Genomic DNA, 25,074 nt, shown 5'->3' on the forward strand with positions numbered 1-25,074 from the left:
CGTTGCCGCCTTCTGCCCTACGTGCCCGGCCGAACGCGCGGTCATCCGTACGTTCGACCGACAGCGCGGTCCGGCTGTCGGCCCGGTTGCCTAGAGTTGGGTGCGTGAGCCCCGCCAAGACCGCCGACCAGGCGCCCGCCGAGAAGCCCGGCACCGACGAGAAACCCACGTTGATGCTGCTGGACGGCAACTCCCTGGCCTTCCGTGCCTTTTACGCGTTGCCCGCGGAGAACTTCAAGACCCGGAACGGGCTGACCACCAACGCCGTCTACGGGTTCACCGCCATGTTGATCAACCTGCTGCGCGACGAGCAGCCCAGCCACATCGCCGCCGCCTTCGACGTATCCCGGCAGACCTTCCGCAAGGAGAAGTACCCCGAATACAAGGAAGGCCGGTCGGCGACCCCGGACGAGTTCCGCGGCCAGATCGACATCACCAAGGAGGTGCTGGCTGCCCTCGGTATCACGGTGCTCGCCGAGCAGGGCTTCGAGGCCGATGACATCATCGCCACCCTCGCCACCCAGGCCGAGACGGTCGGCTACCGCGTGCTCGTGGTGACCGGTGATCGCGATTCGCTGCAGTTGGTCAGCGATGACGTCACCGTCTTGTACCCGGTCAAGGGGGTCAGCGAGTTGACCCGCTTCACGCCGGACGCGGTACAGGCCAAGTACGGGCTCACCCCGGCGCAGTACCCGGATTTCGCGGCGTTGCGCGGGGATCCGAGTGACAACCTGCCGGGCATCCCGGGTGTGGGGGAGAAGACGGCGACCAAGTGGATCGTCGAGCACGGTTCGTTGCAGGGCCTGGTCGACAATGTCGACACCGTCAAGGGCAAGGTCGGAGATGCCTTGCGCGCCAACCTGTCTTCGGTGGTGCTCAACCGGGAACTCACCGAGCTGGTGAAGAACGTGCCGCTGCCACAGACGCCGGACACGCTGCGCATGTTGCCCTGGGACCGCGACCACATTCACCGGTTGTTCGACGATCTCGAATTCCGGGTGCTCCGGGACCGGCTGTTCGACACCCTTGCCTCGGCCGACCCCGAATCCGAGCAGGGCTTCGAGGTGCGCGGTGGGGCGTTGCAGCCCGGCGAGCTCGCGGAGTGGCTGTCCGAGCACAGCCTGGGCAACCGCTTCGGTCTCGCCGTCGTCGGTACCCATCTGGCGTTCGATGGAGATGCCACGGCACTGGCGATCGTCGCCAACGACGGTGACGGCCGGTACATCGACACCGCGACGCTGCAACCCGACGACGAGGCGGCGCTGGCGTCCTGGCTCGCCGACCCGGGGCCGCCCAAAGCATTGCACGAAGCCAAGTTGGCCATGCACGACCTGGAGGGCCGCGGCTGGAAGCTGGCCGGGGTCACCTCCGACACCGCGCTGGCGGCCTACCTGGTGCGTCCGGGGCAGCGCAGCTTCGCCCTGGACGACCTTTCGCTGCGCTACCTCAAGCGTGAGCTGCGTGCGGAAAATCCTGAGCAGCAACAGCTTTCACTCCTGGATGACAACGAAGGCGTCGATGAGCAGGCGGTGCAGGCGCTGCTGCTGCGCGCCGGCGCGGTGATGGACCTCGCCGATGCGCTCGACGAAGAACTCGCCCGCATCGATTCCTCGTCGTTGCTCGGACGGATGGAGCTTCCGGTGCAGCGGGTGCTCACCGAGCTGGAAAGCACCGGTATCGCCGTCGATGTGGCGTTCCTGCAAGAATTGCAGAGCGAGTTCGGCGACCAGATCCGCGATGCTGCCGAGGCTGCCTATGGCGTCATCGGTAAACAGATCAACCTCGGTTCGCCCAAGCAGCTTCAGGTGGTGATCTTCGACGAACTGGAGATGCCGAAGACCAAGAAGACCAAGACGGGTTACACCACCGATGCCGATGCGCTGCAAGGTCTTCTGGACAAGACCGGGCATCCGTTCCTGCAGCACCTGCTGGCGCACCGGGATGCCACCCGGCTCAAGGTCACCGTCGACGGTCTGTTGAACTCGGTGGCCTCCGACGGCCGAATTCACACCACCTTCAATCAGACCATCGCCGCCACCGGCCGGCTGTCGTCGACCGAACCCAACCTGCAGAACATCCCCATCCGTACCGAGGCCGGCCGCCGGATCCGCGACGGATTCGTGGTGGGTGCCGGCTACGCCGAGCTGATGACGGCGGACTACAGCCAGATCGAGATGCGGATCATGGCGCACCTTTCCCGCGACGCCGGCCTCATCGAGGCTTTCAACACCGGTGAGGACCTCCACTCGTTCGTGGCGTCACGGGCGTTCGACGTGCCGATCGACGAGGTCAATCCCGAACTGCGGCGGCGGGTCAAGGCGATGTCCTACGGGCTTGCCTACGGCCTGAGTGCCTACGGGCTCTCGGCGCAGCTGAAGATCAGCACCGAGGAAGCCAAGACACAGATGGAGCAGTACTTCGACCGGTTCGGCGGGATCCGCGACTACCTGCGCGACGTGGTGGATCAGGCGCGCAAGGACGGCTACACCTCCACGGTGCTGGGCCGCCGGCGCTATCTGCCCGAACTGGACAGCAGCAACCGCAACGTGCGGGAGGCCGCCGAACGTGCTGCGCTCAACGCCCCCATTCAGGGCAGCGCCGCCGACATCATCAAGGTGGCGATGATCAACGTGGACGCGGCGATCAAGGCCGCCGGTCTGACATCGCGGATGCTGCTGCAGGTGCACGACGAGTTGCTGTTCGAGGTGGCCGAGGGGGAGCGCGACACCCTGGAAGCCCTGGTGCGCGAGCACATGGGCAACGCCTATCCGCTGGACGTGCCCCTGGAGGTGTCGGTGGGATACGGACGCAGCTGGGACGCCGCGGCGCACTAGCGCCGCGCATGGCCCCGGTCGCACCGCTGACATGACCGCCACCGCCGAACAGCAGATCCGTTTCCTGGCCCGGCTGGGCGCGGCCATGTGCGCCGCCAACTACCCGGTGACTCTGGTGCGGCAGATGCTCGACCGCACCGCGGCGCACTACGGCGTCCGAAACGACGGGCTCGCCCTGCCCAACCACGTGCAGGTGGTGGGGCCGACCGCGGCCGAGGGCACGGTGGTGCGCGGTGCCCGGGTCGACTCCGACCTGCGCTTCGATCAGATCTTCCCGCTCGCGCGATTGGTCTCGGCGGCGATGGCGGGGCGGGTCTCGGCTCAGGACGGCGACACCAGACTCGACGAGATCCAGGGCAGTGCGCGGCGCTACCCCGCGTGGGTGACCATCATCGGCTACGGCATCCAGAGTGCCGGGCTGTCTTTGGTGCTGGAACCGACTCTGTTGAACGTGCTGGCGGCCCTGCTGCTGGGCGCGATGGTCGGTGGGTTCTTGGTGATGAGCCAGCGTGTTCCGGTGCTGGCCCAACTCGTGCCGGCGGTCAGCGCGTTCGCGGTCGCCTCGATCTGCATCGTGGCCGCATTGCGGCTGGAACTCGACCATGTCGGTCTGCGTGCGCTGATCCCGCCGCTGGCGGTGTTTCTGCCGGGTGCGGCCATCACCCTGGCCGTCATCGAGCTGACCTCCCGGGATGTCATCGCCGGAACCAGCCGGCTCATCGCCGGCTTCGTGCAGATCATCCAGCTCGCCTTCGGGATCCTGATCGCCACCCAGCTACTCGGGATGCGCGAGGACCAGCTCAGTTCGGAGGCCGTCAACCACATCGGGCCGTGGGCGCCCTGGCTGGGGGTCGCGGTATACGGGCTGGGGGTGATGCTGTTCTTGGCGCCGCCGGTGTCCTTCTGGCCGTGGCTGGTGCTCATCAGCTATACCGCGTACGCGGCGCAGTACCTCGGCGATCTGGTGCTGGGCAGTTATGCCAGCGGATTCTGCGGTGGCATGGCACTGACGGTGGTGGCGCTGGCGGTATCCCGGATGCGCAGCGCCCCGCCCGCGATCACCATGATCCTGCCCGGCTTCTGGTTGCTGGTGCCCGGATCGATGGGGCTGATCGGTGTCACCGAACTGTTCGGTGCCGACGGGGACTCGGCGTTGCCCGCGACCCTGATCTCGATGATCTCGGTGGCGTTCGGGTTGCAGGCCGGGCTGGTGCTCTGGCAGGTGACCCGACGGCGTAGCACCCGGTGACGCGATAGCCCTGCGGAGGGATCACCGAAATACATCGGACACGGCGATGGTTCCTCTCATACAATACGGAACTGTTCCGTATTGGAGAGGTGTCCGATGGCAGAGCAACACACCGCAGAGGCTCGCAGACGGCGAACACATCAGGTGTTCGATCGGCTGACGGCCGCGCTGATCACCCACGATATGGCGGCATTCGCCGACGAGTGGGCCCCGGATGGATCAATGGAGTTCCCGTTCGCGCCGCCCGGCTGGCCCACAGTGTCCGGCAAGGACGCCGTGCGCGAGTACCTCGCCAGATTTCCCGACAATGTCGACATCCGGGGCGTACGGCACCAGACACGGCACGACACCGGCGATCCCGACACGATCATCGTGGAATGGGGGGTGACCGGTGTCGCGACTTCGACCGGCAACCCCTACGACATCGACTACGTCGCCATCGTCACCGTGGGGGACCAGGGCATCACGGTCTACCGCGACTATTGGAATCCACTCGCCGCCGCGGCAGCGATGGGTGGACTCGAAGACGCGGTGTCCGCCTTCGACCACGGCCGATCGTCATGACCGGCACTGTGCTGGTGCTCGGTGCCACCGGTAGCACCGGCTCGGCGGTCATCGACGGGTTGCGTGGTCGCGGGCTTGCCGTGCGCACAGCGACACGCGCCTCGGCAGCGCCGACGAGCTACGAGCACGTTCGCTTCGACTGGTCGGACCCCGCGACCCACCCCGTCGCCCTGGACGGTGTCGAACGCATCTACCTGGTGGCCCCGGTCGGCGTGGCCGATCTGATAGGCATCGTCGGTCCGTTTCTTGAGCGGGCACGCATCGGCGGGGTCCGGCGGGTGGTCGTGCTGAGCTCATCGGCGGTGCAGACGGGCGATCCGGGGCTCGGCGAGGTTGCGGCCGCGGTCCGGGAGTCGTTGCCGGAGTGGGAGATTCTGCGGCCATCATGGTTCATGCAGAACTTCGTCGGGAACCATCCCATCGCCGACTCGATCCGCGCCGGCGGGGAGTTCCATACGTCCGCGGGAAACGGCCGACTTCCCTTCATCGATGCCCGCGACATCGGTAACGTCGCGGCACAGCTGCTCACCCGATCGCACTCCGGCAACAGCGAGCACCGGCTCACCGGGCCCGAGGCGCTCAGCTACGACGATGCGGCTTCGGTCCTGCAGGACACGACCGGTCGACCCCTGCGGCATCACGCGGTGAGCGCCGACCAGCACATCCGGTTCCTGGTGAACGCCGGGTACGCCCCCGAATTTGCCTCTGTCCTGGCGACATTGGACGCCCGGGTCCGTTCGGGTGCGGAGTCCACAGTCACCGACACCGTCGAGCAACTCACCGGACGGGTGCCGCGATCGTTCCGGGATTTCGTCTCGTCCCGACAATGTGTCCCGAAATGACCGGCGCACCGGGCCGGCCCAAGGATGCTCGGATCACCGGCGTCATTCTTGACGCGGCACTGACCGAACTGGCGGAGAACGGCTTTCGCGGATCGTCCATGGACGGTATCGCTCGGAGGGCCGAGGTGGGCAAGGCGGCGCTGTACCGCAGGTGGAAGTCCAAGTCCGCCCTGGTCGCAGCCGCCATGCAGACGGTCAGTGGTACCGATGCCGCGGTGCCGAACACCGGTTCGTTGCGGGGGGATGTCCGGGAGCTGCTCGACGGTGTCGCCACCTGGCTGGGCGACCACCGGACCCGGCGGGTGTATCCGGACCTGCTCGCCGAGGCCCAGCGTGACCCGGCCCTGGCTGAGGCGTTGATGGAGTACATCGGCGCACCGCGGCGCCGGCGCGGGCACGCCGTGCTCGAGCGGGCCGCCGCGCGCGGCGAGGTGTCCCCGGTCGCCGATCGCGAGTTACTGCTGGATGCCGTTGGAGCACTGGTCTTCTGGCGCCTGATCGCACTGAACCGACCGGTGTCCGCCGAGCACTTGGACCAGATCGCCGATGTCGTGGTCCTGCTGGCCGAGGGTCAGCCAGGAATCCGGTAACTGGCCAGGTACTGCAGCGTGGGGGCGGCCGCCTGCCGCGCGGCGTGCACGCGGTAGGACTCCTCGACGAGCAGCGCCTGCACCCGGTCATCTCCGAAACCCCGGTCGATGCGGTCCCGCACGAAGGCCAGCTCGACCACCTGGGTTGCGAACGCCTTGACGCTCTTGCCGGCGGTCTTCCCGGCGTGCCGGGACGCTTCGCCGATGGCGAGCTTGCGGTGCTGGATGGACCCCAGCCAGCTGGCCTCGTTGGGGGTGATCAGGTTCGCGGCCACCATGGTCGGCAATTTGGCCGCCACCACCTGTTGCTCACGGCGCCGACTGCGCACCGCCAGCCAGATCGCCAGGCCGAAGATCGGCATCATCCACACCAGGTAGACGAGGAAATACGCCTCGATACCGATCACCGAGGACCCGTTCCACAACGCGTGCATGATGACCGCCGCGAGATAGCCGGCGACGATGCAGGCGAGCTTGCCGACGAGATGGCGCTGTTTGAGCGCGAAGTACACCCCGACCGCCAGCATCGACACGAACAGCGAGTGCGCGAAGGGCGCCATGACCAGCCGCAGCGCAGCGATCGCCAGCGATGAGCCCAGCGTCTCCCCGTTAGCGATGTAAAGAATGTCCTCGAACCAGGCGAATCCCGCACCGACCAGGCCGGCGTACACCAGGCAGTCGGTCAGTGAGTTCAGCTCATGGCGGCGGTGCCCGGTCATCATGAGCAGCAGGAACAGGCCCTTGGCGGCCTCCTCGATGAGCGGCGCGCGCAGAGCGGTCGATTCAAAGCCGTCCGGCAGCCCCGGCGTGGGCAGGAACACCGCGTCGGCCCACAGCTCCAGGACCAGCGACAGGATGATCGCGACGGACGCACCCCACAGGAATGCCAGGATCAACAGCCGCGGCGGTTCGGGTTCCCAGCGGTCCAGCCACAGATAACACAGCAGCACCACGGTGATCGCGATGCTGGACAGGACGAATCCGATCGCGGTGCCGACCGGATTCGTCGCGGTGAGCAGGATCATCAGCAGCCCGACCACCACGCTGAGACCGATGATGGCCGCCAGCGGCGCTCCGGCCTTGCGGACGGTCGGCGGCCAAGTCGGCAGATGCGGGTGCGGAGGTTGTGGTGGCTGGGGCGTCACGGGCACGTTCAGGAGGGTAACCATGGGTGGACACCGGGGACCGGGTTTGTCCAGCGTGTACCGGTTCTAGTACCCTTGAGCAGTACCTGTGTGCCCACTCTTTTCGCGGGCCCCGCGGGCACACCGCATACCGGGGCCACCCATGCTGAACAGCCCTGTGTGCAGCACAAGTACACACACCGTCCCTACGATTAAACCTGTCCGGAGCAACCCACCACATGCCAAGTCCCTCCATCACCTCGCCGCAAGTAGCCATCAACGACATTGGCTCGGCCGAGGATTTTCTCGCCGCGATCGACAAGACCATCAAGTACTTCAACGATGGCGACATCGTCGAAGGCACCATCGTCAAGGTCGACCGTGACGAGGTTCTGCTCGATATCGGCTACAAGACCGAAGGTGTCATTCCTTCGCGCGAACTCTCCATCAAGCACGACGTCGACCCCAACGAGGTCGTTTCCGTGGGCGATGAGGTCGAGGCCCTCGTTCTCACCAAAGAGGACAAAGAAGGCCGCCTGATCCTGTCCAAGAAGCGCGCTCAGTACGAGCGTGCCTGGGGCACCATCGAGGAACTCAAGGAGAAGGACGAGGCCGTCAAGGGCACCGTCATCGAGGTCGTCAAGGGTGGCCTGATCCTCGACATCGGTCTGCGTGGCTTCCTGCCCGCCTCCCTGGTCGAGATGCGTCGGGTCCGCGATCTGCAGCCGTACATCGGCAAGGAGATCGAGGCCAAGATCATCGAGCTCGACAAGAACCGCAACAACGTGGTGCTCTCGCGCCGCGCCTGGCTGGAGCAGACCCAGTCCGAGGTGCGCAGCGAGTTCCTCAACCAGCTCACCAAGGGCGCCATCCGCAAGGGTGTCGTGTCCTCGATCGTCAACTTCGGCGCCTTCGTCGATCTCGGCGGCGTCGACGGCCTGGTGCACGTCTCCGAGCTGTCCTGGAAGCACATCGACCACCCGTCCGAGGTCGTCACCGTGGGCGACGAGGTCACCGTCGAGGTGCTCGACGTCGACATGGACCGCGAGCGGGTTTCGCTGTCGCTCAAGGCGACTCAGGAAGATCCGTGGCGTCACTTCGCCCGCACCCACGCCATCGGCCAGATCGTGCCGGGCAAGGTCACCAAGCTGGTGCCGTTCGGTGCGTTCGTCCGCGTCGAAGAAGGCATCGAGGGTCTGGTGCACATCTCCGAGCTGTCCGAGCGCCACGTCGAGGTTCCGGACCAGGTGGTCCAGGTCGGCGACGACGCCATGGTCAAGGTCATCGACATCGACCTGGAGCGTCGCCGGATCTCGCTGAGCCTCAAGCAGGCCAACGAGGACTACACCGAGGAGTTCGACCCGAGCAAGTACGGCATGGCCGACAGCTACGACGATGCGGGGAACTACATCTTCCCCGAGGGCTTCGACGCCGACACCAACGAATGGCTCGAGGGCTTCGACAAGCAGCGCACCGAATGGGAGGCCCGGTACGCCGAGGCCGAGCGTCGGCACAAGATGCACACCGCGCAGATGGAGAAGTTCGCCGCAGCCGAGGCGGAGGAAGCGGCTCGTCCGTCGACCTCCAGCAGCTCGTCTCGCCCGGAGGGTGAGTCCGCCGGCGGTTCGCTGGCGAGCGACGCCCAGCTGGCTGCCCTGCGGGAGAAGCTCGCAGGCAACGCCTAACCAGTTCGCCGTACGGACGCCCCGGCCCGATTGGGTCGGGGCGTTCGTCGTCTTGTCACCGCTCGCACTCGCCGATCCGGCGGCTGCGCAGAAAATCAACCTGACAGACTGGTGGGCGTGCTTCGTATCGGACTGACCGGCGGCATCGGCGCCGGCAAATCTACCGTCTCCTCGACCTTCAGCGAACTCGGTGGCATCGTCGTCGACGGTGATGTCATCGCCAGGGAGGTCGTCGAGCCGGGAACGGAAGGCCTGGCCAAACTCGTCGACGCGTTCGGTCGGGACATCCTGCACGACAGCGGCGAGTTGAACCGCCCCGCGTTGGCGGCCGTCGCGTTCAGCGATGACGAGAAGCGCCAGACACTGAACGGCATCGTCCATCCGCTGGTGGCGCACCGTCGTTCCGAGCTGATCGAGGCGGCCGCGGAAGACGCCGTCATCATCGAGGACATCCCGCTGCTGGTCGAATCCCAGATGGCGCCGATGTTCCCGCTCGTCATCGTCGTCAACGCCGATGTCGAACTACGCGTCAAGCGGCTCATCGAGTACCGGGGCTTCACCGAGCAGGACGCCAGGGCGCGGATCGCGGCGCAGGCCACCGAGGAACAGCGGCGCGCCGTCGCCGATGTCTGGCTGGACAACTCGGGCAGCGCCGGGGCCCTGGTCGAGCAGGCGCGCGCCCTGTGGCATGAGCGCATCCTCCCGTTCGCGCACAATGTGCGACTCCGCCGGCCGGCGCGGGCCGCCCCGGCTGTGGTCGCGTCCGACCCCAGCTGGCCGGATCAGGCGCGCCGGATCGTGGCCCGGTTGCAGACCACGTGCGGGCATCGGGCGGTCCGTGTCGATCACATCGGTTCGACCGCGGTGCCCGGACTGGACGCCAAGGATGTCATCGACGTGCAGGTCAGCGTCGCTTCGCTGGACGTTGCCGACGAACTCGCCGATGCGTTGCTGGCCGCGGGTTACCCACGGGTCGAGGGCAACGCCGCGGATACCCCGCATACAGCGGATACTGCCCGGTGGCGCAAGAGATTTCACGCCTCGGCAGATCCGGGCCGGCCCACCCATGTGCACATTCGCGTCGACGGCTGGCCCAACCAGCAGTTTGCGTTGTTGTGTGTCGACTGGCTGAAGGCCAATCCCGGTGTGCAGCAGGACTATCTGGCGGCCAAGCGGGCCGCCATCGGTGCACCGGACTACGCCGCAGCCAAGGAACCCTGGTTTCTCGACGCTTATCACCGCGCCTGGGAATGGGCGAACACCACCGGTTGGCGCCCCTGAGGCTTGTCGCGTCAGGTTGTGGGAACGGCCTCCGGGGCCGGCGGCGGGGGCGCGGCATCGGGTACCGGCACCGGCACGCCGATCGCTGGATTGTCCAGGGGCGCACCGCATTGCAGCACACCGTACAGCGGGTCGTCCTTGGCGCGGAACAGCCGCGGTGCGATGAATTGGTCGGCCTGCGCGACGATCTGGTCGTCGACCAGGATCTCGCAGTGCAGGTTCGACCCGTAGGGCCACTGAATGGAAAGCTCCATCCCGGCCAGGCTCGGGTCGGACATCACCGTGTTCACCTCGAATGTCTGGCCGGGCAGCATCGTCGGTTGTTCGCTGTTGACGTTGTGATCGTCGGCCTTGTAGGCGACGACGGCGCCGCGCGATGTGCCGTCGGCGCGCGCCCGGTAGGTGATGTTGTGCAGCAGACCGGGCTCGGCCTCGGTCACCTCGGGGGCGACGGGCTCGATTTCGGGTTCGGCATGGGCGGGTGCGGCCACCAGTTGGGCCGCGAACAGCAACGTGGCCATCGCGGCAGCCGTCACTCCTGAACGCCTGGTGACACTCATGATCGTGACTTTACGCCCGCCAGGTCAGCGCGACATCATGCACGGTCAGCCAGCGGTCCAGGTCATAGTCGTGGCGGGCCAGACCGTCCACCGTGGCGACCGCGGTCGCGATGGCCTGTTCGGCGCTCGCCGGGTCCAGTAGACCTGCCGACACGGCGGCCACCAGTTCGTCGATGTCCAGCAACTCGACGTCCCGGCCGGTACGCAGCACCAGATCAAGGTAGTGATCTTCGGCCAGCCACACGTCCGGGCCGGCGGTGTACCGGCCGATATCGAGGTAGAAGTCCTGATCGAGCTGGTAACCCGGGTTGAAGTGGAACACCGTGGCCCGCAGGTTCAACGCAGGCAGCAGCCAGGTCTCCAGGTAGTGGAATTGCGCCCGGCCGGGCGCCGGGCGCGCCATATAGAGCCCCCACGGGTGCACGGCGAACTCCTCGACACCGCGGACGATGCCCTTCGGGTCGGTGTTGGTGCGGGCCGCCAGATCGAAGGTCTCGCGCTTCGGCGGGTGCACGATCACCGCCGCCGGCGCAGGTCGAGGACCCGAGGACCCTTGCCCGCGGGTCTGGTCACCAGGCGCAGGACGGCGCCGAGGATGACGGCGACCCAGCAACCGGTCCATAGCAGGTCGGCGGCCTGGAACCAGTCACACTGCTGCGTGGACCGGCCGCCGTCGGTGGAGCAGGTGGCCCCCAGGCGGTCCGCGATCTCGGCGGGGCCGGGCCACACCAGCAGAACCGCGCAGACAACCCCCGCCACCAGCAGGATCAGTCCCAGTAGGCGCAGCAGGATCCGCACAGGTTCGGGCACGGCGTCACGGTAGCGCGCCCGCGGCGGTCTCGGGGAATGAACTTGTCGGTGTGCACGCTTAACCTGGGGACCATGGCTTTCGCGACCGAGCACCCCGTCCTGGCGCAGTCGGAGTACCGACCCGCCGCCGACGCCGTCGATGGCATCGTGCGCGCCGGTGGCCGGTTCGAGGTGGTCAGCGAATACGAGCCGGCGGGGGACCAGCCCGCGGCCATCGCCGAACTGGAACGCCGGGTCCGGGCCGGTGAGCGTGACATTGTGCTGCTGGGTGCCACCGGGACCGGTAAGTCGGCCACCACGGCGTGGCTCATCGAAAAGCTGCAGCGTCCCACCCTGGTGATGGCGCCCAACAAGACGCTGGCGGCGCAGCTCGCCAATGAACTGCGGGAGATGTTGCCGCACAACGCCGTCGAGTATTTCGTGTCGTACTACGACTACTACCAGCCGGAAGCCTACATCGCGCAGACCGATACCTATATCGAGAAGGACAGCTCGATCAACGACGATGTCGAGCGGCTGCGGCACTCGGCCACCTCGAGTCTGCTGTCGCGCCGCGATGTGGTGGTGGTCGCCTCGGTGTCGTGCATCTATGGTCTGGGCACCCCGCAGTCCTATCTGGACCGCTCGGTGGAACTGAAGGTGGGCGACGATGTGCCCCGTGACGGGCTGCTGCGCCTGCTGGTGGACGTCCAGTACGACCGCAACGACATCGCGTTCACCCGGGGTTCGTTCCGGGTGCGTGGTGACACGGTCGAGATCATCCCGGCCTACGAGGAACTGGCGATACGCATCGAGTTCTTCGGGGACGAGGTCGAAGCGCTGTACTACCTGCACCCGCTGACCGGCGATGTGGTGCGCAAGGTGGATTCGGTCCGGATCTTCCCGGCCACCCACTATGTGGCGGGGCCGGACCGGATGGCGATGGCGATCTCCAGTATCGAAGCCGAACTGGAGGCCCGTTTGGCCGAACTGGAGGGCCAGGGCAAGCTGCTGGAGGCTCAGCGGCTGCGGATGCGCACCAACTACGACCTGGAGATGATGAAGCAGGTCGGGTTCTGTTCGGGCATCGAGAACTACTCCCGTCACATCGACGGCCGCGGCGCAGGGACGGCGCCCGCCACCCTGATCGACTATTTCCCCGAGGATTTCCTGCTCGTCATCGACGAGTCACATGTCACCGTGCCGCAGATCGGCGGCATGTACGAGGGGGACATGTCCCGCAAGCGCAACCTGGTGGACTTCGGCTTCCGGTTGCCGTCGGCGGTCGACAACCGCCCGCTGACCTGGGAGGAGTTTGCGTCCAGGATCGGTCAGACGGTGTATCTGTCGGCGACACCCGGGAACTACGAGATGGCCCAGGCCGGCGGCGAGTTCGTCGAGCAGGTGATCCGCCCGACCGGGCTGGTCGATCCGCAGGTGCACGTGAAACCCACCAAGGGCCAGATCGACGACCTGATCGGTGAGATCCGGCTGCGCACCGAGCGCGACGAGCGGGTGCTGGTCACCACGCTGACCAAGAAGATGGCCGAAGATCTCACCGATTACCTGCTGGAGATGGGTATCCGGGTGCGTTATCTGCATTCGGAGGTGGACACGCTGCGCCGGGTGGAGTTGTTGCGTCAGTTGCGCCTCGGCGAATACGACGTATTGGTGGGCATCAACCTGCTCCGTGAGGGACTCGACCTGCCAGAGGTGTCACTGGTGGCCATTCTGGACGCCGACAAGGAGGGCTTTCTGCGGTCGCCGCGCAGTTTGATCCAGACCATCGGCCGCGCGGCTCGCAACGTGTCCGGCGAGGTGCACATGTACGCCGACAAGATCACCGACTCGATGCGGGAGGCGATCGACGAGACCGACCGCCGCCGGGCCAAACAGATCGCCTACAACACCGAGCACGGCGTCGATCCGCAGCCGCTGCGCAAGAAGATCGCCGACATCCTCGATCAGGTGTACCGGGAGGCCGATGACACCGAGGCCACGGTGGACGTCGGCGGGTCGGGCCGCAATTCGTCCCGCGGTCGCCGCGCCCAGGGTGAGCCCGGCCGCGCGGTCAGCGCCGGAATCGTCGAGGGCCGCGACACCGCGAACATGCCCCGCGCCGAACTTGCCGACCTGATCAAGGATCTGACCGAGCAGATGATGACGGCCGCCCGTGATCTGCAGTTCGAGCTCGCCGCACGGATCCGCGACGAGATCCAGGATCTGAAGAAGGAATTGCGCGGCATGGATGCCGCCGGCCTGAAGTGAACCCGGGTGCGATCGATTCGGTAGTTGAGCTCAACCATGGTTGAGCTTCTACGGTAGGGGGTGTGACCGACACCCAGGCGTTGACCGGCGGCAGCTGGCGTGAACTACTCGCACCCAAAAACCTTGGCGCCGCGACGGTTTTGGCCGGTGGTGTGGCGCTGTATGCCACCAACGAGTTCCTCACGATAAGCCTGCTGCCGAGTGCTGTGGCCGAGATCGGCGGTCACCGCTACTACGCGTGGGTGATGACGGTCTACCTGGTCGCCTCGGTGGCGGCCGCGACCACGGTCGGCGCCGCGGTGGCGCGATTGGGCCCACGATCGGCATACCTGGGTGCGTTGACGGTATTCGGCGCGGGCAGCGTGCTGTGCGCCGTCGCGCCCACCATGGAGTTGCTACTGGTGGGCCGCACCGTCCAGGGGGCTGCCGGTGGACTGCTTGCCGGTCTGGGATACGCGGTGATCAACGCCGCACTGCCGCGCGCGCTGTGGACCAGAGCTTCGGCGTTGGTGTCGGCCATGTGGGGGGTGGGCACCCTGCTCGGTCCGGCAGCAGGCGGGCTCTTCGCCCAGTTCTCCACGTGGCGGTGGGCTTTCGGTGCGCTGGTCATCTTGACGATGGCGATGACGGTGCTCGTTCCGCTCGCCCTGCCCGGGCGCTCCGACGCGGGCGGCGCGACGGTGATCCGGGTCCCGGTGTGGTCGCTGCTGCTACTCGGTGCGGCGGCGTTGATGGTCAGCGTGGCGGGTATCCCTACCGGCCTGCCGTTCACCATCGCGCTGCTCTGCGCCGCGGTGGTGTTGATCGTGGCATTCCTGGCCGTCGACCGGCGGGCTGCGGCGCGGGCGTCGGTATTGCCGCCCACCGCGTTTCGGCCGGGACCGCTCAAATGGGTGTATCTGACGCTGGGACTGTTGATGGCGGCGACCATGGTGGACATGTACGTGCCGCTGTTCGGGCAGCGGCTGGCGCACCTGGCGCCGCTGACCGCGGGATTCCTGGGCGTCGCGCTGGCCGTCGGCTGGACCGCCGGGGAGATCGTGAGTGCCTCCGTCGACCGCCGGGGTGCGGTGGTCCGGATCGTGCGCGCCGCGCCGGTGGTGATGACCATCGGTCTGGCTGTCGGCGCGTTGCTGGTGCGTGACGGGATGTCCGGAGGGATCGCGCTGCTGTGGGCACTGAGCCTGGTGCTGACCGGTACCGGTATCGGCATGGCCTGGCCGCACCTATCGGTATGGGCGATGACAGGTGTCGACGAACCGGCTGAGGGTCCGGTGGCGGCGGCCGCGATCAGCACCGTCCAATTGATCTGTGGCGCGTTCGGCGCCGGCGTCGCCGGCGCCATCGTCAATCGGGCGGGCGCCGATGCGGCGGCGGCAGGTTGGCTGTTCGCGTGCTTTGCGGGACTGGCGGTCGTCGGCGTGGTCGCCGCCTGGCGGGCTGGGGGCACCAACCCGCGATGAGTCTCGGGGTGCGCCGAAGTCTGCACATGGCAGGCCCCCGGTGAGGAGAAACTCATGTCGCAGGAACACGGATATCCCGATGTCGTATCCCGTGAGCAATGGCTCAAGGCACGTTTGGAGCTACTGGTCGCCGAGCGGGCGGCCACCCATCTGCGGGATGCCGTCAACGCCCAACGGCGGCGATTGCCGATGGTCCGGGTGGACAAGGACTACCTCTTCGCGGGGCCGAGCGGACGCTCCCGGCTGGTGGACCTGTTCGAGGGCCGCCGGCAGCTCTATATCCATCACTTCATGTGGCTGGATGAGATCGACCAGGGTTGCCCCAGTTGTACCGCGGCCGCCGATCTGACCTTCACCGAATCCGACCGGGCTCTGCTCCATGCGAAGGACGTGACGTTCGCCTGCGTCTCCCGCGCGCCCTATGCCAGCATCGCGCGGTACCGCGCCGCCCACGGCTGGACGTTTCCGTGGTACTCCACCGACGATGGCGACTTCAGCTACGACTTCGACGTCACGCTGGATCCCGGGCGTGGCCCGGTGCGGTACAACTACAAACCGCACGACGCACTGCGCCGCGACGGATGGACCGACGCCGACCTCCGGGGCGACTGGCCGGGGGCCAGCGTCTTCCTGCGCCGCGGCGACGAGGTTTTCCACACCTATTCCACGTATGCGCGCGGCCTCGACCACACGTCGGTGGGGTATCCCTTTCTGGATCTCACGCCGTACGGCCGACAGGAGCCGTGGGAGGACTCGCCGGCGGGGTGGCCGCAGGGCGGGATCGCCGCGGGGATGCCACATCAATAGCGACTGCAGGCGGGTTTCCCACATTGCAGGATGACGACGGCGCGATGCGTCGGCGACCATACAGTTGACACGTGTTTCCTACGTCGCGTAGTAGGACGACTGTCCGCTGATCGTATGACGTCCACAAAATTTGCTGGAGCGTAATCCTTGTGGGTGTGATCGGGCTGCTGTGAAGCGGGTCAACCGGTGTTGCCCATGGGGGCGATGGCTCCTAACTGGACTGTTGAGCCGGCCGAGGCGCACGAGTGGGGTATCACCCCGTCGATGGGTGCGGCGGAGCGATTTGCTAGAAACGCGGTTTCCTGCGTGCTGATAGATATTGCCGACCGGTCAATTCTTTGCCCAGAAATGGACAATTATTGCCTGTCAAAAAGTGGCGATATTACTTCTAGGTAAGTTACGAAAGTACCTAACACATCGGCTAATTTCCTAGCAGTGTCAAGCCTGACACCGTTTTGTGTCACGTCCTGAGAATCGGGTGATCAACATGTACAGAGGCGTCCCACAGTCGGTGCGAGGTATCGCCAAGCGTGCGGTGGTGGGTGTCACCACCGCGGCGTTGGTTGCGGCCACCGGAAGCCATTTTGTGGTACCAGAGGTGCGGCACGTCGTTGCGTACGACGTGATGAATGTGGCGGCGGTCGATGAGTCGCCGACGACAGTCGGTATCGCCGACTCGAACATCTACTTCACCGACAGCCTTGACGAGGTGCGGCATCGGCTCGACCTGATCGAGTCTCTCGGCGTAAATGATGTGCGCCTATTGGTCCCGTGGATGTTCATCCAGAACCAGGATCCGATGGGCGGTCCGGTCGACTGGGAACAGGATCTGGACTGGGCGAAACTCGACCAGATCGTCAACGAAGTGGAAAGCCGCGGAATGGGCATCCTCGGTGTGCTTCAGTGGTCACCCGATTGGGCTACTTCCGGCGACACCGGCGTTGGGCACCCCGACAATGTGCAGGACTACGCCGCATTCGCGACGGCAGTCGCGCAGCGCTACGGCAGCAAGATCACCTCCTATGAGGTGTGGAACGAACCCAATGCGTCGTTCTTCTGGAATCCCGTGGACCCGGTCGCCTATACCAATCTGCTGAAGGCGACCTATACGGCGCTCAAATTGGTCGACCCGAATATCACCGTTATCGGTGGTGTCGTGGGGGCGGGCCTGACATGGGGCGATACGACGATGAATCCGGTGGACTTCGTGCAGGCGATGTACGACGCCGGCGCCGACGGGTTCTTCGATGCGATCTCATTTCATCCCTACAACTTTGCGACACCGTTCTCCGAGCAGGACGATCTGGACTGGCGTGAACTGATGCCGCTGTACCAAGTCACGAAGATCCGCGAGTTGATGGACCAGCACATCGACCCCGGCGAAGAGCAACTCAAAATCTGGATAACCGAATACGGCCTGCCCACCAGTGTCGTTTCGGCCGAAACGCAACGGGCTTTTTTGGTCGACCTGGTCAACGCGTGGCAATCGTTCTCCGGAGCCGGTCCGATATTTCTCTACTCGATCAAAGATGACCTGAATGCAATTGGGGATGACCGCTTTTTCGGGATATTCGACGCCGATGGCAATTTCAAAGGCACCGAAGAGGCTTTTCTCGCGTTCAAGGAGCTGATCGACTGTCTCGATGGTTGCTCACCGACGAACCCGAACAACCCGGTGACGTCGTTGCTGCAGTTCCTGCAGCAGGTCATCACGCAGGTGCTGAGTTTCGTCCCGAATCTGATAGCTGGGGTCGTTTCGGCGCTTTCCAACCTGATCGGCTCGATCTTCGGCGGGTTGTCCGGGCTGGCGGGTGGTTCGACGGCGTCGACCGGCCTGGTGGGCGCTTCGCTGCGGACGGCGTCGGCAACCACCGATGAGGCCGCTGTGAACGCGGATTCGGTGGACGGTGATCTTGAGTCGGGGACCAGCGTGGACGGCACCGCCGCCGATGCGGTCGTGGGCGCCGAAGATGTGGTCACCGAAGACGCGGTGGCCGAGGAGGTGCCCGCCGCGGAGGTAGTGGTGACCGAACCGGTCGCGGAGGAGATCGTCACCGAGGTGCCGGTGGTGGAGGAGCCGGTCACCGAGGTCCCGGTGGTCGAGGAGCCCGTCGTCGAGGTGCCGGTGGTGGAGGAGCCCGTCGTCGAGGTGCCGGTGGTCGAGGTGCCGGTGGTCCAGGAGCCCGTAGTGGAGGAGCCGGTCACCGACGAGCCGGTGGTGGAGGTACCGGTCGCCGAAGAGCCGGTCGCCACGGACCCGATGGCCGCCGTTGACGAGCCGGACACGTCCGTGGACGAGGCAGAGCTTGCCGAGGAGTCGGCGCCCAAGCGCGGCTTCGTCGCTCCGAAGAAGCGCGAGGTCCGTAGCGTCCGATCGGCGGCGTCGGCCTCCTTGGGCGCCAGGTAGCCGTCCGATCGGCGCCGCGGCTCCGCACAAGCGATCACGGTGATCGCAACGCTGTACCCGCGGTGCGGGCGGTGGCAGGTTTGTCGGTGCTGCGGGTGTGGCTGAGTGGCTAGGCACCGGCCTGCAAAGCCGTTTACACGGGTTCGAATCCCGTCACTCGCTCGTAGTGGTCGTGTCTGCTTGACGCCGCCCATGGCTGCGCGCACTGTTGTGATAGCCGTCACAACAGTGTGATCAGCGGAGAGGGGCGCGCGATGTCTACCAGGGACAAATACACCGAGGTGCCGACTCCGTTCTCCTGGGAGGTGCCAAGCGTTGGCGACGCCCGCTTCACCTGGGAGTACGACGATGGTCGGGCCCGGCTGCTGTCGCTGTACCAGAAGGGCAAGGACAAACAGTGGGATGCCCAGTCGCGCATCGACTGGGCGCAGGACGTCGACCCGATGAACCCGATCGGCCTGCCCGACGAGTTTCATCCACTGTTCGGCAGCCCGATGTGGGAGTCCGCCGACGACGCCCGCCGCGCCGAGATGCGCCGGCATTCCCAGGCTTGGCAGTTCTCGCAGTTCCTGCACGGCGAGCAGGGCGCGATGGTGTGCGCCGCAAAGATCGTCGAGGTGGTCCCCGACATGGATGCCAAATTCTACGCGGCAACCCAAACCATGGATGAGGCTCGACACGTCGAGACGTTCGCGCGGTTCCTGCAGGAGAAGGTCGGGATGGTGTACCCGGTCAACACCAACCTGACCGCGCTCCTGGAGGACACGCTTCGTGATTCACGGTGGGATATGCCCTATCTCGGTATGCAGGTCCTCATCGAAGGGCTCGCGCTGGCCGCGTTCGGCGTGCTGCGCGATCTGACACCACCCAACTCGCTGGCCAAACAACTGCTGGCCTATGTCATGCAGGACGAGGCCCGGCACGTCGCGTTCGGCCGAATCTCGTTGAAGGACTACTACAGTGCGCTGACCACGGCGGAGCGCGATGAACGAGAAGAGTTCGTCGTGGAGGCGTGTTATCTGATGCGTGACCGCTTCCGGGGCGAGGAGGTGTTCGAGACACTCGGCCTCGATGTCCGCGAATGTGCGGATTGGGTCGAGAAGTCACCGTTGATGATCCAGTTCCGGTCACACCTGTTCAGCCGGATCGTGCCGATCGTCAAGGACATCGGGCTGTGGGGTGACAAGGTCCAGAAGGCGTTCTCGGACATGGGCGTCCTCGATATGGCGGCCTTCGATATCGACGCACTGATGCGTGCCGACGAGGATCAGGCCGAGGCGCTGGAGAAGGCACACGCGGAGATGGCGGTGCGCAGGGACGAGGTGGGCCAGGCCATCGCCGCGGGTGCGAACTGAGCCGCCGGCTAACGGCCGGCCACGACCACGTCATCCCAGATGGCGGTGATCTCGGCGGTGTGGTCGCCGAGGGTCTCGTCGAGGACCTGTGCCGCGTCGTGGCGCAGCGCGTCCCCGTCCTGCAGGTACGTCCGAGCCCGCTCGTCGGCGCCGATGCCGATGAGATGGATGCGGACCGCCGTCAGCGCGTGGTCGGTGACGGTCAGTTCGACATCGGCCACCGCGGCGGCCACCGACGCTGCCGGCTCGGCCAACGCCGCGGTGAGCAGCTTGGCAAGGGCGATGTGGCTGACACCGATACCCCGGCGTGCGGTGCGGATCATCTTGCCCTGCCGCGGCAGCGCCGAAATGCGTTGTGCGATACCGGTGCGTAGTGCACTCAACGCGGAACTGGTTTCGGCCCAACGCGGGTCGGTGGCGGCATCCATCTCGGCGAGGCCGGCGAACTTTCGGGTGGCGGCAGCAATCCAGGCCGCCGCCTCGGCGGTGGCTTCGTAATCGTCTTCGGCTGCCGTGCTCATGTGTCCTCCAGTCTTACGCACGTGGCTGCCGCTGTACAACCGACGGGCGCTCACGGACGAAACTCCGCAAGGGTGGTGGCCAGACGTTTCCGGGTGCGCTGCAACAGGCCTCGTACCGAGCCCTCGGTTGTGTGCAGCACGGTGGCGATCTCCGCGATCGGCAGGTCGTACACTTCGCGCAACCACCAGGCCGCGCGCGCGGGATAGGGCATGCCGGCGAGCTCGCGGTCGAGGGCGGCCAGAAAGTCGGCGTACTCGGCTCGCTGGCCGGGTCCCGGCCCGGCATCCACCGCCTCGGGCGCCGCATCCAGATCGCCTTGTGGGCGGCGCCGGCGTAGCGCGTCGATGGTCTTGCGTGACGCCAGCGAGTACAGCCAGGTGCGAAACTGCGCGCGGAACGCGAAGGTCGGTAGCGCTTTCCAGGCCGCGATGAACGTTTCCTGGACGATATCGTCGCAGTCGCTGGCCACCGGATAGGTTTGCCTGACAAATTTCAGCAATGCGGGCGCGTGCCGGACCACCAGCACGTCGAACGCCGCTGAGTCGCCACGTTGAGCGCGTCGGGCAAGCGTCTCATCGGGCAGCGAGTCCAGCACCCCGGCGGGGTGACCTCTTTCCGGCCGATCGAAACGCTTTGTGTTCTACATCTCCTGTGTGTGCCGATCGGACTCCCGGCTGCGTCTAACCCTATGAGCCGGATAGAGGCATCCTAGCTGGAAGAACATCGAAGGAGCTAGCCATGACCGCCGCAACCCAGTCCCGTGAGATCGCATCGGCCGGCCCGGCTCAGACCGCCGGCCAAGAACTCCAGAAGCTCGCGTCCGATCACGGCGTGACCACGATCGCCGACGTGGTGGTCTCCAAGATCGCGGGCATCGCCACGCGTGAGGTCGACGGGGTGCACGATCTCGGCGGGCAGGCAGCTCGGGTCGTCGGGAAACTCCGTGAGACTTTGCCTGGCACCACAAGCCTGACCCAGGGTGTCAGTGTCGAGGTCGGCGAGCGGCAGGCCGCCGTCGACATCGGCATCGTCGCCGAGTACGGCGTGGCCATCCACGACCTGGCCGACGGCATTCGCAACAACGTCATCACCGCGGTCGAGAACATGACCGGTCTCGAAGTCACCGAGGTGAACATCACGGTTCACGACGTGCACTTCGCCGACGACGAAGACGGCGCGTCGACCGAGACCTCGGCGCAGCCCCGGGTCCAGTGATGCAGAGCGAGCGGATCGATCGCGTCATCGCGGCGGTCTCCGCCGTGGATGGCGTGATCGGTCTGCACTCCGCGCCGGGGGTGCCCACCACGTACCTGCCGGGACGCATCGTCGGCGGGGTTCGCCTGAACGACTCGGGGGGAAAGGTGCACGTGGTCCTCGAACTCCGGAGCGCACTGCTGGAAACCGCGGAACGGGTACGGCAGGCCGCCAGCGTCGCCGCCGGCGTGCCCGTCGATGTTGTCGTGGGAGACGTCGCGGCACCCGAATCGCTGTCATCCCCAACCCCTAGGAGTGAGCAATGACCGGAACATACTTGCTGCCCGGACTTTTCGCCGGATTGCTGTTGGCGATCGCCGCGGTGGCCGGCGGGTTGAGCGGGTTCCTGCTGGCGCTCGTACTCGCCGCCGCCGGTGCGGCGATCGGCGCCCATCTGGACGGCACCATCGACCTGACCGCTCTCGGTCGCCGGTCCGGGGGCTGACATGACCAGCGAAGTGGCGGTGCAGGTGCCCACCGCACGCGGGCGCACCGTCATCGACAACCGGGTGCGTCAGCAGCTGATCGAGCGTGCCGTGCTGAGGGTGCCCGGTGTGGTGCCCCGACGGACCCTGGTGCCCGGCCGCCCCCTGCCGGTCATCGCAATCGGCGGCGACCGGGGTGCCGAGGCGGTGGCTATCCAGATCGCCGCCAGCTGGCCGGTCGCTACCGCCGACGTCCTCACCGCGGTTCGCGCCGCGGTGGCCGACGAGCTGTCGACGACGCTGGCCGAGCGGCCGGAGCGCATCGATGTGACGATCACCCGCGTCGAATCCGATCGCACACCCGCCCAGGTGGCGGACGCGTACGCCGCCGAACCGGCCCCCGCGCCGCAACCGGGCGAGCATCGTCGCTTCGCACCCCGGCCTGCCGCCCTGGCCAGCTATGGCGGCGTGCTGTTTGCGCTCGTCCTGATCGCCGCCGGGGTGGTGGCGGTCCGCGACGCCATGACCCCCGACGACCCGTGGATCGCCGCGGCACTGGGCCGACTGGCCGACGCGCACTGGCAGTGGTGGGTCTGGCCCGCCGCCGGTGCGGCTGCGGTGCTGGGGCTGGCGCTGTTGGTGGCGTCGGTCGCGCCGCGGCGCAGAACCCACGAGTACATCGGTGACCACGTATGGGTGCCCCGCGACCGCGGCGCCGACTGGCCCGGTGCCGGCCACGTCGTGCAGGGCCGGGACAGCAGAGGAGATGACCGATGAGGCCGGGGCTGCGAATGACCGATCGACTGATCACCTTTGTGGTCGCCGTCGTGCTGCTCACCGGTGCGGGGTGGATCATCGGCTACGGCCTCGACAGCGCATTCGCGCGCCAGGCCGCGGCGCGAATCGACGTGGCGGCGCTGGGACGTGCGCCCGAATGGCCGTGGTGGTCGGCGGCACTCGGCATCGGAGGCGTGATTGCCGTCCTCATCGGGGGGTGGCTGGTTCTCCTGCATCTGCGCCCACGGTCGGTGCGGGCGGTGGACACCGAACACGCCGGCGCGGTTGACCTGACGAGGATCGCCGACGCGGCGGCCGGCGACATCGGCCGGCATCCCGGCGTGCAGTCGGCGAAGGCGAGCACCCGGATCGCGGGCGGGTCCCCGACGGTACGCATCACGGTCGGGGTCGCCCCGACCACGTCGGAGGCCCAACTTCGCCGGTTCGCGCGCCACTGCGCCGACGATGTGCGGCGAGCGGCGGACGCCGATGTCGAGTTCCAGTTGCTGGTGCACCCCGTATCCGCTGACAAGGTGCGGCCGAGAGTCACGTGAATGGCAGGGCCGCAACACCTTTCGGTGTCGGCCTGACCAGTCCGGGGAGGCGTTGTTGGGGCACTGCCTGATCCGGCCCGGTCACCCCGTTTCGGTGCCGCGGGCGAACCGCCACAGGTAGCGCGGCAGCGCCCGCAACGGCACGCTGTCGGGCCAGTCGGCCGGGCGGAAGAATGCGTCGGTACCACCGTCGACGAAAATGACGCTGCCGCAAAGAAAATCAGCGGCGTCCGACAGCATGAAGGTGATCCACTCCGCCAGCTGGTCGGCCGCGCCGAACCCGCCGACGGGGATCGGAAACCTGCGCACCGCCTTGCCTTCCAAGGGTTCGGCCAGCTGCGCCTCCAGCAATGGCGTCATGACCGCGCCCGGGGCAAGCGCATTCAACCGGATGCCGGCGCCCGCCCAGTCCCGTGTCACCGAATGTCGACGCACCCACCGGCTGACCGCGATCTTGGACGCCGCGTACATCAGCGCCGAGCCGCGTTCGCCCAGCAGGCGGAGGCTTCGTACCGCCTTGTCCGGGTCGTGGGCGAGCAGTGCGTTGATTGTGCGGCGCGGTACCAGTGGCACGGTACTGGCGGAATTGCTTGCGATCACGACCACCTTCGCCCGGTCCGCGGCGGCCAGCGCGGGCCGCCACGCCGTAAGCGGTTCCACGACGCCCAGAAAATTCACCTGGGCGATGAGCCGACTGCGGTCACCACCGGATCCGGGACCCAGACCGGCGGCCAGCACCGCCCCGTCGAGTACGCCACCCGCGGACGCCAACACTGCATCCGCCGCGGCCCGCCGCCCGTGCGGCTCGGATAGATCGGCGATGACGTCGGCGTCCCTGAGATCGACGCCGATGACGCGGTGGCCGTCTGCACGCAGCCGACGTGCCGTGTGTAACCCCATGCCGGAAGCCGATCCGGTGATCGCATAGGTGCCGATGCCCTCAACGATAAGTGACACCCGTCGCGCTGTCCGCATCGATTTGTCCCGGGTCACTTCGGCTGAGACATGCGGTCCGCAAACACCGCAGACCGCGCCGTCGTGTTGCTCACGGAATGCCCGTACGGGCGGATTTTCGGGCTAGCATCACAAGTCGAACAGCGCCGACGAGACGGTGCCGGACGCGCCGCGTGTGGTGAATCGACCCCACGGTCGTCGGGCAACGCGTTAATGTCTCGGGTGGCTTAGCAATCGACACTGGGAGGGCATGAATGAGCGCCTATCGGACCGTGGTGGTCGGCACGGACGGATCTGATTCGTCGTTGCGTGCGGTGGACCGGGCTGGGGAGATTGCCGGAGGTTCGGGCGCGCGAGTAATCGTCGCGACCGCCTATTTTCCGCAGAGCGAGGATCATCACGCCGCCGACGTCCTCAAGGACGAAGGCTACAAGGCGACCGGTAATGCGCCCATCTACGCGATCCTGCGGGAAGCGACCGACCGGGCGAAGGCTGCCGGCGCCACCGAAGTGGTGGAGAAGGCCATCGTGGGCGCTCCCGTCGACGCCCTCGTCGAGCTCGCCGAAAGCGAGAAGGCCGACCTCCTGGTGGTCGGCAACGTCGGGCTGAGCACCATCGCCGGACGTCTGCTCGGATCGGTGCCGGCCAATGTGGCCCGCCGATCCAAGATCGACGTGCTCATCGTGCACACGTCCTGACGCCGCTCATACACTCAGGCCGAGGCCCAGGGCCGCCCGTACCGGGTGGCGCTGGGCCTCGGCTTTTTTGCG

25 protein-coding genes and 1 tRNA gene are annotated in these 25,074 nt (G+C 66.6%); 19 read left to right on the forward strand and 7 right to left on the reverse strand.

Annotated features, from left to right (window positions below; genetic code table 11):
- The first annotated feature begins 173 nt into the window (after positions 1-173).
- The 5 genes from polA to A7U43_RS14185 all read left to right on the forward strand — a co-directional run bounded on the left by polA (position 174) and on the right by A7U43_RS14185 (position 6,079).
- Positions 174-2,834 (forward strand): DNA polymerase I, encoded by a 2,661-nt coding sequence (gene polA / locus A7U43_RS14165; protein ID WP_197500061.1) that lies wholly within the window; start codon positions 174-176, stop codon positions 2,832-2,834.
- A gap of 31 nt (positions 2,835-2,865) precedes the next feature.
- The gene (locus A7U43_RS14170; RefSeq protein WP_067996255.1) at positions 2,866-4,083 is read left to right on the forward strand and encodes a threonine/serine exporter family protein; all 1,218 of its coding nucleotides are present in this window, start codon (positions 2,866-2,868) and stop codon (positions 4,081-4,083) included.
- 96 nt (positions 4,084-4,179) lie between these two features.
- A complete protein-coding gene (locus A7U43_RS14175) occupies positions 4,180-4,647 on the forward strand; it encodes a nuclear transport factor 2 family protein (RefSeq protein WP_067996257.1) in 468 nt (155 codons plus the stop codon).
- Entirely contained in the window at positions 4,644-5,489 is an 846-nt protein-coding gene (locus A7U43_RS14180) for a Rossmann-fold NAD(P)-binding domain-containing protein (RefSeq protein ID WP_067996260.1), read from the forward strand. The genes A7U43_RS14175 and A7U43_RS14180 overlap by 4 nt, the downstream gene beginning before the upstream one ends.
- Entirely contained in the window at positions 5,486-6,079 is a 594-nt protein-coding gene (locus A7U43_RS14185; protein ID WP_067996263.1) for a TetR/AcrR family transcriptional regulator, read from the forward strand. The genes A7U43_RS14180 and A7U43_RS14185 overlap by 4 nt, the downstream gene beginning before the upstream one ends.
- Here A7U43_RS14185 and A7U43_RS14190 read toward each other — a convergent pair.
- Complete coding sequence (locus tag A7U43_RS14190) at positions 6,061-7,248, reverse strand: PrsW family intramembrane metalloprotease (RefSeq protein ID WP_067996266.1); 1,188 nt, start codon at positions 7,246-7,248, stop codon at positions 6,061-6,063. The genes A7U43_RS14185 and A7U43_RS14190 overlap by 19 nt on opposite strands.
- 194 nt (positions 7,249-7,442) lie before the next feature.
- Between A7U43_RS14190 and rpsA the strand changes: the two genes are divergently transcribed.
- On the forward strand, positions 7,443-8,888 hold the full coding sequence (rpsA, locus tag A7U43_RS14195) for a 30S ribosomal protein S1 (protein WP_067996270.1): 1,446 nt from the start codon (positions 7,443-7,445) through the stop codon (positions 8,886-8,888).
- A 117-nt stretch (positions 8,889-9,005) separates the two neighbouring features.
- Positions 9,006-10,169, forward strand: a complete 1,164-nt coding sequence (gene coaE, locus A7U43_RS14200) for a dephospho-CoA kinase (RefSeq protein WP_068002704.1) — start codon at positions 9,006-9,008, stop codon at positions 10,167-10,169.
- 11 nt (positions 10,170-10,180) lie between these two features.
- On the opposite strand, the gene A7U43_RS14205 is transcribed toward coaE, so the two are convergent.
- From A7U43_RS14205 to A7U43_RS14215, 3 genes are read right to left on the reverse strand one after another with little or no spacing between them, the layout of a single operon-like run.
- On the reverse strand, positions 10,181-10,729 hold the full coding sequence (locus tag A7U43_RS14205) for a hypothetical protein (RefSeq protein ID WP_067996273.1): 549 nt from the start codon (positions 10,727-10,729) through the stop codon (positions 10,181-10,183).
- A 10-nt stretch (positions 10,730-10,739) separates the two neighbouring features.
- A complete protein-coding gene (locus tag A7U43_RS14210; protein ID WP_068002707.1) occupies positions 10,740-11,243 on the reverse strand; it encodes a ribonuclease FAU-1 family protein in 504 nt (167 codons plus the stop codon).
- Between the two features lie 2 nt (positions 11,244-11,245).
- The gene (locus A7U43_RS14215) at positions 11,246-11,539 is read right to left on the reverse strand and encodes a hypothetical protein (protein ID WP_067996276.1); all 294 of its coding nucleotides are present in this window, start codon (positions 11,537-11,539) and stop codon (positions 11,246-11,248) included.
- 72 nt (positions 11,540-11,611) lie between these two features.
- On the opposite strand from A7U43_RS14215, the gene uvrB reads away from it, so the two are divergent.
- The 6 genes from uvrB (at position 11,612) to A7U43_RS14245 (ending at position 19,818) form a co-directional block, all read left to right on the forward strand.
- Entirely contained in the window at positions 11,612-13,786 is a 2,175-nt protein-coding gene (uvrB, locus tag A7U43_RS14220; protein WP_067996279.1) for an excinuclease ABC subunit UvrB, read from the forward strand.
- A gap of 62 nt (positions 13,787-13,848) precedes the next feature.
- Entirely contained in the window at positions 13,849-15,249 is a 1,401-nt protein-coding gene (locus A7U43_RS14225; protein WP_067996282.1) for an MFS transporter, read from the forward strand.
- A 54-nt stretch (positions 15,250-15,303) separates the two neighbouring features.
- Positions 15,304-16,056: a DUF899 domain-containing protein gene (locus tag A7U43_RS14230; RefSeq protein WP_067996285.1), complete on the forward strand. Its 753-nt coding sequence runs from the start codon at positions 15,304-15,306 to the stop codon at positions 16,054-16,056.
- A gap of 487 nt (positions 16,057-16,543) precedes the next feature.
- A complete protein-coding gene (locus A7U43_RS14235; protein ID WP_156525921.1) occupies positions 16,544-18,463 on the forward strand; it encodes a cellulase family glycosylhydrolase in 1,920 nt (639 codons plus the stop codon).
- Positions 18,464-18,554: 91 nt separating this feature from the next.
- Positions 18,555-18,625, forward strand: a tRNA-Cys gene (locus A7U43_RS14240).
- A 92-nt stretch (positions 18,626-18,717) separates the two neighbouring features.
- Positions 18,718-19,818, forward strand: a complete 1,101-nt coding sequence (locus tag A7U43_RS14245) for a ferritin-like domain-containing protein (protein WP_067996291.1) — start codon at positions 18,718-18,720, stop codon at positions 19,816-19,818.
- Between the two features lie 8 nt (positions 19,819-19,826).
- Here the strand turns inward: A7U43_RS14245 and A7U43_RS14250 are convergent, their stop codons facing one another.
- Together A7U43_RS14250 and A7U43_RS14255 are read right to left on the reverse strand one after the other, a co-directional pair.
- Positions 19,827-20,339, reverse strand: a complete 513-nt coding sequence (locus A7U43_RS14250) for a hypothetical protein (protein WP_067996295.1) — start codon at positions 20,337-20,339, stop codon at positions 19,827-19,829.
- 50 nt (positions 20,340-20,389) lie between these two features.
- On the reverse strand, positions 20,390-20,935 hold the full coding sequence (locus A7U43_RS14255; RefSeq protein ID WP_067996298.1) for an RNA polymerase sigma factor: 546 nt from the start codon (positions 20,933-20,935) through the stop codon (positions 20,390-20,392).
- A 143-nt stretch (positions 20,936-21,078) separates the two neighbouring features.
- Here A7U43_RS14255 and A7U43_RS14260 point away from each other — a divergent pair, with 143 nt between their 5' ends.
- The 5 genes from A7U43_RS14260 to A7U43_RS14280 are packed head-to-tail and all read left to right on the forward strand — an operon-like array spanning position 21,079 to position 23,350.
- A complete protein-coding gene (locus tag A7U43_RS14260; protein WP_067996300.1) occupies positions 21,079-21,555 on the forward strand; it encodes an Asp23/Gls24 family envelope stress response protein in 477 nt (158 codons plus the stop codon).
- The gene (locus A7U43_RS14265) at positions 21,555-21,860 is read left to right on the forward strand and encodes a hypothetical protein (protein ID WP_067996304.1); all 306 of its coding nucleotides are present in this window, start codon (positions 21,555-21,557) and stop codon (positions 21,858-21,860) included. The genes A7U43_RS14260 and A7U43_RS14265 overlap by 1 nt, the downstream gene beginning before the upstream one ends.
- Positions 21,857-22,039 (forward strand): DUF2273 domain-containing protein, encoded by a 183-nt coding sequence (locus tag A7U43_RS14270; protein WP_067996306.1) that lies wholly within the window; start codon positions 21,857-21,859, stop codon positions 22,037-22,039. The genes A7U43_RS14265 and A7U43_RS14270 overlap by 4 nt, the downstream gene beginning before the upstream one ends.
- A 1-nt stretch (position 22,040) precedes the next feature.
- Positions 22,041-22,796 (forward strand): hypothetical protein, encoded by a 756-nt coding sequence (locus A7U43_RS14275; RefSeq protein ID WP_067996309.1) that lies wholly within the window; start codon positions 22,041-22,043, stop codon positions 22,794-22,796.
- Positions 22,797-22,810: 14 nt separating this feature from the next.
- Positions 22,811-23,350, forward strand: coding sequence for an alkaline shock response membrane anchor protein AmaP (locus A7U43_RS14280; protein WP_231963313.1), 540 nt, complete (start codon positions 22,811-22,813; stop codon positions 23,348-23,350).
- 81 nt (positions 23,351-23,431) lie between these two features.
- On the opposite strand, the gene A7U43_RS14285 is transcribed toward A7U43_RS14280, so the two are convergent.
- Positions 23,432-24,286: an SDR family oxidoreductase gene (locus A7U43_RS14285; protein ID WP_068002711.1), complete on the reverse strand. Its 855-nt coding sequence runs from the start codon at positions 24,284-24,286 to the stop codon at positions 23,432-23,434.
- Positions 24,287-24,558: 272 nt separating this feature from the next.
- Here A7U43_RS14285 and A7U43_RS14290 point away from each other — a divergent pair, with 272 nt between their 5' ends.
- A complete protein-coding gene (locus A7U43_RS14290) occupies positions 24,559-25,002 on the forward strand; it encodes a universal stress protein (RefSeq protein WP_067996316.1) in 444 nt (147 codons plus the stop codon).
- Positions 25,003-25,074: the final 72 nt, after the last annotated feature.

The organism is Mycobacterium adipatum, from assembly GCF_001644575.1.
Taxonomy (GTDB): domain Bacteria; phylum Actinomycetota; class Actinomycetes; order Mycobacteriales; family Mycobacteriaceae; genus Mycobacterium; species Mycobacterium adipatum.